Raw genomic sequence first — 12548 nt, forward strand, 5'->3', positions numbered from 1 at the left:
ATTCTTCATGTCCATGGAAAGGGAAGAGGCCCCTGTATTTGCATTTATATACAGGACTTTTTCCCAGTTTTGTCCCCCGTCTTTGGAGCGGTAAATGCCCCGGTCTTCAGAGGCGCCATACTGTGCCCCTTGTGCAGCAACAAAAATTATGTCAGGGTTTGAGGGATGAATGATCACATCAGAAATGTGTCGTGTAAAATCCAGTCCCATATGCTTCCAGGTTTTTCCTGCATCTGTGGATTTATAGATACCGTCCCCCATGGAGGTCATCACCCCTCGTGCGGCATGTTCGCCCATACCTGCAAAAACAATGTTAGGGTTGCTTTCAGCTACCGCAAGGGCGCCTACTGTACCCGTATTAAAAAAGCCATCAGATACATTCTTCCAGCTAATCCCATCATCGGTGGTTTTCCATATCCCGCCACCGGTGCCTCCCATGTAATAGGTCATGGGTTGCCCAACAACGCCTGTTGAGGTTACCGACCGGCCACCGCGAAAAGGCCCGATATTTCTCCATTTGAGGTGGTGAAACAGGGAGTCGTGTATTCGTATAGCCGGTCCGGGATCTGATTTTCTTTTTCTCCTCTGCGCTTCTCCATGGATAGGGAGAAACATCAGGGCAATACAAACAAGGGTTAGTGTTCTCTTCATAATGTTGGTCTGGTTTATGCGGTATGAATAGGGTTGGTTTTAGTTTTGCCCGCCATTCCGGTTAGGGGACCTTGGTGAGGGCCATTTTCTCGGTTCTCCGGTCCTTGGATTCAAGGGGAGTACAGCTTTCTCCCTTGAGGTTCGCTCCGTATCTTCACTGGCCATATAGGTTAAAATGGCCGTAAGCAGTGCATTGTTCTGTACATCGTCGAATACGATTTTATCGTAGGTATCCAGATTGGTATGCCAAGTGTAATTCCAGTAGCTCCAGCTCAGGGAACTCAGGGAAAATGCAGGTGCACCTTTCGCTACAAAAGAGGCGTAATCGGAGCCCCCTCTTCCCGGGCTTCCGGGGAAGGTGGTTTCAATATGGCGAGTGATGGTGTCAGGTACCGCAGCCAACCATTTACCCAGGTATTTGTAGGCATGTAAAAAGCCCTGACCGGATAATCGAACTACCCGGCCTGTTCCGTTGTCCTGGTTAAAAAGGGCCTGTAACCCCTCAACCACTTCGGGACGGTCCTCTACAAAGGCCCGGGAACCGTTCAATCCCTGTTCTTCACTTCCCCATAAACCTATAATAATGGTCCGTTTGGGATTGGGGTAAACTTTTTTCAGGATCCTTGCAGCCTCCATCATGGTAATGGTGCCTGTTCCATTATCGGTTGCGCCTGTACCGCCGTCCCAGGAATCAAAGTGGGCGGATAGTACGATATATTCATCGGGCAGTTCCTTGCCGGGGATGGTGGCGATGGTATTGAAGGTAGGCACCCTTCCCAATTCCCTGGACTCGGCAACCACTTTTAGCTCCGGGTTAGCCCCATTTTGCGCCATTCTATATAACATGCCGTAATCCTCAAGGGAGAGGTCGATCACGGGTATGGTCTTGGTGTTGGCACTAAATACTTTGTTGGCTCCAAAGGCGTTGGACCATCTGGACTGTAGTATTCCAGCAGCCCCAGCTTTTTCCAGGGCCTGGTTGATCGTTCTGGAGTTGTACCCCGTATTTCGGATATTTTGCCTCCAGGCTTGTGTTTGCGCCTGCCGTGCCTGCTTCATTTTTTCAAATGATTCTTCGGTAGCAAATTCTTCCCAGTTGTAGTCTGGCCTTCCCGTAGGCTGTGGCATGGAAACACATACCCATTTGCCCTTAACGTTAGGGAGCCACTTGGCGAATGCTGTGGAATCCGATACTTGGGGTAGAGTTACCAGGCCGGCAGTAATGCCTTCCGCAGGGGTACTTGGACTCCAGGCAAGTTGTCTTCCGTGTAAGGAAACCACCCTTGGCGACAACAAGTCGATGTGGCAGATCCCACGTTCCCAGCCCCGCCAGGTTCCCCATTCTTCATTCTTAGCTTTGATACCCCATTTGGAGAAAGTAGCTACGGCCCAGTCATGTGCATTTTTCATTTGCGGCGTTCCTACGAGACGCGGCCCGATAACATCCATCAATTCATGGGCAAGGGATGGCAGTTGAGAATTTTCATAAGCTTCCTTCTCCATTTGCGACACTATAGCCGCTGAAGATTGGGCTTTAAGACCAGAGAAGGTAAATAGCAGAAAAGTCAGGCATATAAAATAATTGGATTTCATAGAAGAACAGTGTTTGGTGAAAGTCACCTAAGATAAGAATATTTGGGAAGTTCCCTGCCGATAAAAGGGATACCGGAAAGACACTATATAAATTACAAACGTTTACAAACGAAAATAAATAATTCCCTGCCAGCTCTTTGCGTCATGAGGGTATATGTTTGCCCTGTCGGTAGAAATTGCCGATGGCATTGACTGTTTAACCTTAAAATTTAATTATTATGAACGCACTTAGAAACAAAGTACAGTTGATCGGACATCTGGGACAGGACCCTGAAATCGTAGATCTGGACAGTGGCAAGAAACTGGTCAGGTTTTCCATAGCCACCAATGAGGTATATCGGGATAGTAATGGGGACAAGGTTACGGACACACAATGGCACAACGTGGTGGCATGGGGCAAGACAGCCGATATCGTAGCCCAGTACCTGAGCAAGGGGAATGAGGTAGCGGTAGAGGGGAAGCTGATTCATCGCACTTACGAATCCAAGGAAGGCGAAAAACGCTACGTAACTGAGGTTAGATGCAACGAGCTGCTAATGCTTAGCAAATAAAAAAATCCCCGCCTAATAGCGGGGATTCCTGCTTACACAGCTTATTATAATAAACACTAAGCAACTCGTTTCAATAGATCATAACAGGGACAACGGCTGCATCGTTTCTTTTCACCTTTGCGGTACTTCTTGCAGCATTTGTTCTTGACGTTCTGGCATAAAAGGTTCTTGAGGTTTTTAGGCTTAAGCTCTTTGGTTATTTCCTCTAAATGCTTTAGCTCCTTTTTTACCTTTTTCTTGCCCATGTTATACCGTTTCGGTATAACAAATGTAACTATTTTAATTTATTCTAAATAAGGATAAGCCAAAATTATTCTGCTGTATCGGAGGCAGCACTCTCCACGGTGATCATTTGCACATCCCGGTCAAAGAGATACAATCCTCCTTTATCATTTCCGATCAGATTGATCTTATCAAGGATAGTACGTGCCAGGGCTTCTTCCTCTATCTGTTCTGCAACGTACCACTGGAGGAAATTATGGGTAGCATAGTCTTTCTCTTCCAGGGCTACATGGACCAATTCATTAATGCTTTTGGAAACAAAGATTTCATGATCGTATAATTTCTGGAACATCTTCTGAAACGTACCAAATTCTGTTTCCGGTGCGCTTAATTCCGTAATGTGGGCGTGTCCTCCTCGTTCGTTAACGTATTTGATGAGTTTTAGCATATGCATGCGTTCCTCATCTGAGTGTTTGTACATGAATTGGGCAATACCCTCAAGGCCTTTCACCTCTGCCCAGCAGGCCATTGATAAATATACCTGTGAAGATTCAGCTTCTACCCTGATTTGCTGGTTCAGGGCCGCTTCCATATTTTTTGTAAGCATAGTATTTTAATTTTATCCAAATTTACGAATTCTTTATGGGCTAATTCAATATCGAGATACCCATTAGCCACAATTCGTGGTTCACTTGGGATTAGAGTATCAGAAAAAGATTTTTTGTGCCAGACGGAATGTATTGGCATGGGCTTCCACAATTATCCGTATATCTGGAGAATATCCGCCCCCCATACTGCATTGCAGTGGAATTCCCTCGGCTTTAAAAAAATTCAGCACCTGTTCATCACGGGCCCGGCAACCCGCTAAACTCATAGACAGGGTACCCAGTTTGTCACTCTCCAGGATATCCACGCCGCTGAGGTAAAAGACAAAGTCCGGGGCTGCCTTCTCTACCAACGCCGGTAAAAGGTCCTGTAGCAGATCAAGATATTCCTCATCAGTGGTACCCTGGGGCAGGGGGATATCCCAGTCAGACACCTCTTTCTTAAAGGGATAGTTCTTTGCCCCGTGTACAGAGCAGGTAAATACGGCTGATTCTTTGTGAAATATTTCTGCTGTTCCATTTCCCTGGTGTACATCCAGGTCCAGAATGAGAACCTTTTTTGCAAGACCATTATCTAAAAGGTACCGCGCCCCTATTGCCTGGTCGTTCAGCATGCAAAATGCCTCCCCCCTGTTGCTATAGGCATGGTGGGTTCCCCCCGCTATGTTCATGGCAATTCCGTATTCCAGTGCATAATGACAACCCTTAAGGGTTCCGTCTGCGATGACGCGTTCCCGTTCTACCAGTGCTTCATTCAGGGGAAACCCTATTTTACGGGCATCCCTGGGTGCTATTTTCAGGTTGAGCAGGTCGTAAAAATACTCTGGATCGTGTACAGCAACAATGTGTTTATCATTGGGAATCTCAGGCTCAAAGAAGTTTTCCGGCAAGCAGGTACCTTCATGAAGCAGTTGCTGGGGCAACAATTCATATTTCAACATGGGGAAACGATGCCCCTCTGGCAGGGGATGCCGATATATGGGGTGATAGGCGATTTTCAGCACGTTTACTCCAGGCTAATTTCTATTACATCTGAAACGTATTCTGATCCGTTAACAAGGCCTTCCAGGAAAAGCTTTAGGTCAGGCACTCCGTAATTTTTGATTTTCACACCCAAAGATCCATCTTGCCGGACCTTGAGCTCGGGTTGCCAGTCAATAGTGCCGTACTTCTGGAAAAAGCCGCTTGAATATGAACTATATACCGGATTGTAAAAGCGTTTCTTTTCCTGAAATGCCAGGGGAATTGGGTACGGGGTGTACGATTTAGCAGTGTTAAGACTGGCCCTGCGATAAGGGTCGGTGACGATTTTGATAATTCCTCCACCACCCAGGATACCCCCTCCAACGCCAGAAGGATTGATCTCGATATAATCTACCAGATCCAGTCGAAATTGCCAAAGGATACTGAAATCATTGAGCAAGACCCCGTCAAGGTAAATTATAGGCCGTGCATTGTTGGGGGAATTCGGGTTCCTTGCCGTAATGAAAAATTCCCCGGCATATTCATTAACAATATAGCCCCTTGAATTCAAATACGAGCTCAGGAATTGATTTCTACGTGGATCATCCTCCTCAAAAAGGTCAATTTTCCCGTTAGTATTATTTTTCAAGCGTTCCAAACGCGTCCGGGTCCTGTCCTGAACCACAAGGACTTCATCCAACTGCTGTACTTTTTCCAGGCTTTCAAAGGAGATCACAGGGATGTCTCTTTGTTGGCGCTCTGAAGAGGTTTTACTGCTCAACACAGGAAAGGAAGCTGTGCTAAATTCCGGTACGGCAGAGGGTTTGAACTGAATGAATACTTTTGGAGGCACCAGGCCACCTTTTTTACTAATCTCCGAGATACCCAGTTTTTCATCCGCTAAGGGGAAGAACTGATCCACAGCAAAATCCGTTTTATCCTCGTCCAGCTTAAGCAGTTGAGAGGTGTGGTTACGCGTGGGGAATATATAGAACTGACTCTCCCGCTTCTGGTTTAATTGTACCTTATAGCTCAATCCTTTTTCAAAGTCGAACAGGTATTGCGGGGGTTTGTTAAAAATGGTATTCCAGTCGTAGCTGCTCCATCCCTGGGTTATCAGCAGATTATCCAATTCGAAGGCCTTCTTCGGAGATGGATTCCGGAAATAATAAGCGGCATTTTCAACGGTTCCTTTCAGATAGGGACGCATCAAACTATATGCAGGTAGGTTGTAATGCCCCCTGTAAGAAATCGTATTTCCTGGCAGCACAGACAAGCTAAGGCTATTCCAATTTTCGGGATTGACATCCGCAATCTTAATATCAAGTTCCAGCGAATCCCCTCTATTGGTAAGTTCATGGGTAAGGCCTGATTTAATAATGATCCCGTCCTGGTTAAAATACAATCGCTCCAGGATAGGTTCCCCTTCCGAATTGAAAAGGGTAAATACATTCATCCCCGGGAATAAGTCTGCCTTAGGAATAACGCGGATGAGTTGTTCCTTCCCGTCAAAAGACACGTCCAGGGCCCTGAGGGCGTCTCCATTATGAATCGTTAGGAGATACGAGGCGTTCAGGAATCTTTTATCCTGGAACCTTGCGTTGAAAATCAGTCCGACCTGGTTTCTTAGCTCTTGCAACTTAATTACAATCCCCTGGGATTTCATAGATTCAAGAGGCACTTTGTACTCCTTTTCCTGGTGTGTAAAATGCACAAAATATTGCCTGCCAATTTGTGTGGGAAATCCAAATCGGCCAATACCCATGGCATTCAGTTTAAAATTGGTGACAAAAGTATCCTGATCATCGAAAACTGTTCCTTCCAGGAAAGGCACCCCAAACCCCTGCTGGTCTTTTACAATGGCCCCATATACTATATCGAGACCCGCCACAGCATGCCCACCTTCTGGCAGGAATTGTGCATCAACTTCTGTTTGTAATGTTATCTCTGAATCGGTAGTATCTCTTTCAGGGTCCAGGATTCGGATCTCCTGCTCAAAATAGTTGGGTTCTGAAAAGTTGCGCATCCAGTTCGTGTAAGCCCTAAAACGATAAGTGCCGGTAGTGAACAGACTGTCCAGCTCAATAATCCCTGATCCAACACCCTGTTCAATGCGAATGAGCTGTTTGCTGAGCATCTGATCCTGTTCATTTACCACTGTACAATAGAGGTTGCTGGTTTCAAGGGAAGGAAGTTTTTGATCTTTATCAAAGACATAGGCCTTAAACCCCAGTTGTTCCCCTTTGATATAAGTAGATTTGTTCAGGTGAACGTAAACCACCTCCCTGGGGAGTTCACTGTAGGAGGCAAAACGTTCTGATATATCATTAAAATGCGGATTGCCCTGACCGAATGCCATCAACTGAAAGCAAAGGGTAAGGACATAAATCATCTTTTTCATAGGCAGCTTTTCCGATGTGATAAAGAAAGAAAATTCGGGTTAAAATTAAAAGAATGCTGGTGATTTTAACTGATCACAGCCCCATTATTAACAATGGGTTCATCCGGGTTAAGGAATACGAGTTTGCCTTCCGCATTTTCTGTCATCAGGATCATCCCCTGGCTTTCCACACCCCTAAGGGGCCTTGGCGCAAGGTTGATCAGTACGGTTACTTTTCTGCCAACAATATCGCTGGCTTCAAAATCTTCCGCAATGCCGGAGACAATGGTGCGTGTGTCTAAACCGGTGTCCACTTTCAAAACCATCAGTTTCTTGGTTTTTGGCATTTTTGAGGCCTCCAGGATGGTGCCCACACGCATGTCCATTTTAGTGAAGTCTTCAAAACTTATGGTAGCCTTCTGTTCCATGATTTCTGAATTTTCATTTTCATTCGCTTTTTTGGTCGCTGCAAGCTTGTCTAGTTGCTGCTGTATTTCCTGATCTTCTATCTTCCGGAAGAGGAGTTCGGATTTTCTTATTGTATGTCCGGGAGCGAGCAGGTATTTCTGTGCCTGTAAGGAGCCCCATTTCAGACCACTGATTCCTTCCAAAGCCAGTATTTTTTGCAATTTTTCCGAGGTAAAGGGGAGGAAGGGTTCGCTGAGCACGGATAAGGCGGCAGCTACCTGAAGGCCCACGTAGATGATCGTTTTAACCCGTTCGGGGTCTTCCTTGATCACCTTCCAGGGTTCTTCATCGGCCAGGTACTTGTTTCCCAGTCTGGCCAGGTTCATCAGCTCCTGGCTGCCTTCACGAAAACGGTACCGCTCAAGGGAATCTGCCAGGATATCCGGGTATTTTTTAATTTCGGAGAGCACCTGCTGATCACGTTCGTTAAGGCCGTGGTACTGCGGCACTCCGCCATCAAAATACTTATGAGTCAGGACTACCACCCGATTCACAAAATTCCCGAAGATGGCTACCAGTTCATTGTTGTTCCTGGCCTGAAAATCCTTCCAGGTAAAGTCATTGTCTTTGGTTTCCGGGGCGTTTGCCGTTAAGGTGTAGCGCAGCACATCCTGCATATCCGGGAACTCTTCCAGGTATTCGTGCAGCCATACCGCCCAGTTTTTAGAGGTAGATAGTTTTTGTCCCTCCAGGTTGAGGAATTCATTTGCCGGCACATTCTCTGGCAGGATATATTCCCCGTGTGCCCTGAGCATGCTTGGGAAAATGATACAGTGGAAAACAATATTGTCCTTGCCTATAAAGTGTACCAATTGGGTGTCTGGTTTTTTCCAGTAGTCTTCCCACTCTTTTCCTTCCCGTTCTGCCCATTCTTTGGTTGAAGAGATGTAACCAATAGGGGCGTCAAACCAAACATATAACACTTTCCCTTCTGCATGTTCCAGGGGTACGGGGATGCCCCAGTCGAGGTCGCGCGTAACGGCACGTGGCTTTAACCCATCATCGATCCAGGACTTACACTGCCCGTAAACATTGGGTTTCCAGTCTTTCTTATGTCCTTCCAAAATCCAGGTCCTCAGAAAATCTTCGTAACGGTTGAGCGGAAGAAACCAGTGTTTTGTATCCTTCATTACAGGAACGGCTCCACTTAGAACAGATTTCGGGTTGATCAGGTCGGTGGCATTCAGGGAAGACCCACAATTTTCACATTGGTCCCCGTAGGCTTCTTCATAGCCACATTTAGGGCAGGTGCCTATTACAAAACGGTCGGCAAGGAATTGATGGGCTTCTTCATCGTATAATTGCGCTGTGGTCTCTTCGGAAAAGTCTCCCTGATCGTGGAGTTTCTTAAAAAAAGCAGATGCCGTTTTGTGATGGACCTCGGCAGAGGTACGGGAATAGTTGTCAAAGGTAATCCCGAAATCTTCAAATGATTTTTTAATGATCCCGTGATATTTGTCAATGAGTTCACGGGGGGCTATTCCTTCTTTCTTGGCCTTCATAGGGATGGCCACCCCATGCTCATCACTGCCACAGACAAAGGCTACGTCTTTCCCGATCCCCCTCAGGTACCTGGCGTAAATATCTGCTGGGACATAAACACCGGCAAGGTGGCCAATATGAATGGGGCCATTGGTGTAGGGGAGTGCTGCAGTTATGGTATACCTCGCAGGAGGTGTTTTACTCAGGGCCATAAACAATTACGTTAAGGCACAAAAATAACCAAAATTCATCCCCTTTCCCGCAATAAAAAAAGAAAACCCTCAGGCTTGTTTCCCTGTAATTACCGGGAGTACAACAAAGCTGAGGGTTAAGGTTTTAAAAATTAGGTGATCAGGATACCATGATCGATTTAGACATCTTTCGATCCGATACCTGGATCCGGTAAATATACTTTCCGGAAGAAAGGTGGTTGGGCATGCGTTCACGGATATTTATTTCCGTAGAACCTTCCACCATGATCTCGTTAACCACGGTACCTACTTTTTGTCCGATGATATTAAATAGCTGGATATCCACGTGTGCCGTAAAAGGCATTTCCAGATAGATATGCGGTGCTTCTTTTGTAGGATAGAAGGGCTTGTGGACAATGGCCTCCAGGAGCTCCGGAGTAGGATCTTCCGCAACGGGATCCTCAGGTGTGGGGGGAGTTGGAGGATCATTGTCATAGGCAATGTCCGGAAATTCCACGCCACTACAGTTAAATCCGAGGTTCACCGGATTGTAAGGGTGGTTCAACAGGTGCTGTTCCACCAGCGGGATGGGTACACAGAGCCATTCTGCCAGTACAGTGGCGTACAGGTCCCTGAAATCCATAGTATATTCGAGGTTACCTCTCCCATTGGGATTGTCCAGGGAGGGGTGGTCACCTACAAAGGCACTTCCGTTAAGCCCGGACCCGAAAAACAGGGTAGGGGCTGCCTTACCGTGGTCGGTTCCGTTAGACCCGTTTTCAAAGATTCGTCGGCCAAATTCAGAGAAGGTCATACTCAGTACTTTCTCATCCTGCTGGGTAAAAGCCAGGTCTTCATAGAAGTTGTTCACTGCAATAGACAGGTTAGACATCAGGCGTTCGTGGGCCAGGGGCTGGTTTCCGTGGGTATCAAATCCACCCATAGAAATCATATACACCTTGGTGCCCAGGTTTCCTTTGATCAAACGCGCTAACAGGGCAAGCTGCCGTGCAAAGCCGTTATCCTGATACTGTACCTGGTTCTGTCCCCTTTCGTATGCTTCATGGATCAGGCCTGCGTATTCATAGGTAGTATTGGCTACTCCCCTGAGGAATTTAAGCTGGTCCCCATACATACAATCATTGAACAAGGCCGGATCAAGGCTGTATTGCTGCCCGGTTTGTGCAATTTCTTCCAACTGATCGATGTTTGAGGTCACAAAAGCATAGTTAGTCTCTTCTCCCTGGAAGATCAGGTTCCCGAAGTTACCGATTTGGATCGCTGCCGGTGAGGCCGGGGGATTAATCAGGTAATCGGGGTAAAGGTCTTCAAAATAGCGTCCCATCCAACCCGTATCCAGTCCGGTAAAACCAGTGGTTGTGAGGTCTGTATTCGCATAAATATCCGAGCCGGTAAAGTGGGATAAACTTTGGTTTTCATACCCTACACCGTGAACGGCCTTGAATTGCCCTTCACCCCACAGGGGTTCCAGTGCATTCATATAAGTAGGGATACCAAACTCGTCTGTAAGCTTTAAGATCTTACTTTCCGGGATATAGATATTGGGACGTGCATTGGCATAAGAATCGTACTGTTCTATCGGGATCACGGTACTCAGTCCGTCATTACCCCCTGATAACCGGATCAGGATAAGGATAGAATCAGAATCAGCATTCGCAATGGCCGCAGTAAGCGGTGAGGGAGCGGAAGCTGTGAGCATATTACTTCCAAGCATAAGAGAACCTGAGCCTGCTATGCCCAGCGCTTGTAGAAAGGAACGTCTGCTCCAGTACTTATGTTCCTCATCGTGCTTGTGCTGATCTTTGATATTGATAGGAATATGATTATTACACATAGCAGTAGGTTTTATTTAAGTTGAAACTCAGGTTGTCTGATCAGGTGCATCAACAGGAAGAACACCTGTTGGGGTACTTCAGGGCTTACGGCTAACATCCACAAGCCGAGTCCGCCCGGAGTATAGTCCGGTCCGTAGTAATTTTCCGGCACATCTTCGATTTTAAAAACCGACATGGCGTTTTCGAAGTCCTGCTGGGTCAACAAGCCTTTTGGGGTAAACTTATCAACCAGCGCACTTACCACGATCTCCGGGTTGCTGGTATTACTATCTGCAGGCCCAACCGCATCCATGGCCAGGGTCCTGAATTGTTCCTGGTTATTCTGGAAGTAGGCTTCCAGGAAAACCTCGGAGGTGAGCCACCTTCCGATGATAAAGTTCGTATTGATCCAGGTACGGTCACGTTGCCAACCTGCCACATCAAAGGGGTCAAACATTTCCTGACCCAACATTCGGCTTGTACTCACCACATTGAGCAACAGGTTATCGTCATAACCGAAATTAGTTTCGTTGATGAGTCCCAGATAAATGTCGAACGGGCTTTTGATGATCACTCCAATAGCTTCATCGTCAAAGAAGTGTTCACTCCTGAACAACTGGGACAACACCGGTGCAATTTCAAAATTATTCGTAATAAAGGTGTTGGCCATTCCAGATATTATGGTTTGGGCATTGCCAGCATCGTCATCCGAATCAGGGTGCACAAAAAATTCGTAGAGTTTCTTACATATGAACTGGGCAATTTCATTTGGCCGCTCCTCAAAAAGAATGTCGATGACATCGTCATATCCCCATTCTCCTGTGCGACCTAAAATTGTTTTGGTTCCGGCATCGAACCGCGTTGGGTCGAATTGTACCTGTTCACATCCAAGTTCTCCGCGATTTACATAACCTGTAAGCGCCCGTGAGGTCTCAATGACATCTTCCTCAGTATACCCGTTCCCTTCTCCCAGGGTGAACAATTCATAGAGTTCCCTGGAATAGTTTTCATTAGGGTTGTTGCCATTGTTATAGGCACCATCAAGATAATACAGCATGGCACTGGTGAGGCCAATTTCGCTGACAAAGGTCTTGAAGTTTCCTATTGCATTGCGCTGCAGGCAGTCAATATAATAATACAGGAAAGAGTTACAATCATAGACATCCAGCTCGGTTACAAAATGATTGCTCCAGAAGAAACTGAGGCGGTCCCTCAGGTTATTGTTCAGGAGGGATTCGCAGTAAGCAATTCGCCATTCATCCTGTTGCTGGCGTGCCAATTGCCTCCGTGCATCATCATCTGCAGGGTAGTTGCTGTTGTTCCAATCGGCCCATACAGGAGGGGCCAATGGCGGCATAGTAACGGCTTCATTGATGAGCGCATCAACGAGGGTTCCCGCATTCTGGCCTACAGCCTGGTCGATTGTCTGGACTGAGGCACTGAAGCCCAGCCTTCGGTACAAATGCGCCGCCCTGAGTTTATCCAGGGGTGTGTTGTATGGCGCTAATGTAGAGGTGTTACAATTAACGAAGAATTCCATAGTCTTTTTTAGGCTTTAAGAACGTTCATGTGTTAGGGGCAAGTTCTTAACGGCTAAACCTAATGTA

General features: G+C 46.6%; 9 protein-coding genes. 1 reads left to right on the forward strand and 8 read right to left on the reverse strand.

Annotated features, from left to right (window positions below; genetic code table 11):
- Both AC4E7D_RS03525 and AC4E7D_RS03530 read right to left on the reverse strand, forming a co-directional pair.
- Positions 1-651, reverse strand: a 651-nt coding sequence (locus tag AC4E7D_RS03525; protein WP_490172427.1) for a WD40/YVTN/BNR-like repeat-containing protein, incomplete at its 3' end; no start/stop codon positions are given.
- Positions 652-690: 39 nt separating this feature from the next.
- Entirely contained in the window at positions 691-2244 is a 1554-nt protein-coding gene (locus AC4E7D_RS03530; RefSeq protein ID WP_490172428.1) for a M20/M25/M40 family metallo-hydrolase, read from the reverse strand.
- Between the two features lie 218 nt (positions 2245-2462).
- Between AC4E7D_RS03530 and AC4E7D_RS03535 the strand changes: the two genes are divergently transcribed.
- Positions 2463-2795, forward strand: a complete 333-nt coding sequence (locus AC4E7D_RS03535; protein WP_490172429.1) for a single-stranded DNA-binding protein — start codon at positions 2463-2465, stop codon at positions 2793-2795.
- A gap of 310 nt (positions 2796-3105) precedes the next feature.
- Here AC4E7D_RS03535 and AC4E7D_RS03540 read toward each other — a convergent pair whose 3' ends face one another.
- From AC4E7D_RS03540 to AC4E7D_RS03565, 6 genes are all read right to left on the reverse strand, one after another.
- Positions 3106-3624, reverse strand: a complete 519-nt coding sequence (locus tag AC4E7D_RS03540; RefSeq protein ID WP_490172430.1) for a ferritin — start codon at positions 3622-3624, stop codon at positions 3106-3108.
- A gap of 99 nt (positions 3625-3723) precedes the next feature.
- Positions 3724-4626, reverse strand: coding sequence for a histone deacetylase family protein (locus AC4E7D_RS03545; protein WP_490172431.1), 903 nt, complete (start codon positions 4624-4626; stop codon positions 3724-3726).
- Positions 4627-4628: 2 nt separating this feature from the next.
- Positions 4629-6986, reverse strand: a complete 2358-nt coding sequence (locus AC4E7D_RS03550; RefSeq protein WP_490172432.1) for a hypothetical protein — start codon at positions 6984-6986, stop codon at positions 4629-4631.
- A gap of 65 nt (positions 6987-7051) precedes the next feature.
- Complete coding sequence (gene metG / locus AC4E7D_RS03555) at positions 7052-9127, reverse strand: methionine--tRNA ligase (protein ID WP_490172433.1); 2076 nt, start codon at positions 9125-9127, stop codon at positions 7052-7054.
- 139 nt (positions 9128-9266) lie between these two features.
- Positions 9267-10961 carry a DUF1501 domain-containing protein gene (locus tag AC4E7D_RS03560; RefSeq protein WP_490172434.1) on the reverse strand — a complete coding sequence of 565 codons (1695 nt, stop codon included), beginning with the start codon at positions 10959-10961 and terminating at the stop codon, positions 9267-9269.
- Between the two features lie 11 nt (positions 10962-10972).
- Positions 10973-12481 (reverse strand): DUF1800 domain-containing protein, encoded by a 1509-nt coding sequence (locus tag AC4E7D_RS03565; RefSeq protein ID WP_490172435.1) that lies wholly within the window; start codon positions 12479-12481, stop codon positions 10973-10975.
- Positions 12482-12548: the final 67 nt, after the last annotated feature.

This window comes from Lentiprolixibacter sp. (genome assembly GCF_982873095.1).

Bases quoted from the DNA above. Each gene is read 5' to 3' on its own strand.
- AC4E7D_RS03540 (WP_490172430.1), bottom strand. From the start codon at position 3,624: ATGCTTACAAAAAATATGGAAGCGGCCCTGAACCAGCAAATCAGGGTA.
- AC4E7D_RS03530 (WP_490172428.1), bottom strand. From the start codon at position 2,244: ATGAAATCCAATTATTTTATATGCCTGACTTTTCTGCTATTTACCTTC.
- AC4E7D_RS03565 (WP_490172435.1), bottom strand. From the start codon at position 12,481: ATGGAATTCTTCGTTAATTGTAACACCTCTACATTAGCGCCATACAAC.
- AC4E7D_RS03550 (WP_490172432.1), bottom strand. From the start codon at position 6,986: ATGAAAAAGATGATTTATGTCCTTACCCTTTGCTTTCAGTTGATGGCA.
- metG (WP_490172433.1), bottom strand. From the start codon at position 9,127: ATGGCCCTGAGTAAAACACCTCCTGCGAGGTATACCATAACTGCAGCA.
- AC4E7D_RS03560 (WP_490172434.1), bottom strand. From the start codon at position 10,961: ATGTGTAATAATCATATTCCTATCAATATCAAAGATCAGCACAAGCAC.
- AC4E7D_RS03535 (WP_490172429.1), top strand. From the start codon at position 2,463: ATGAACGCACTTAGAAACAAAGTACAGTTGATCGGACATCTGGGACAG.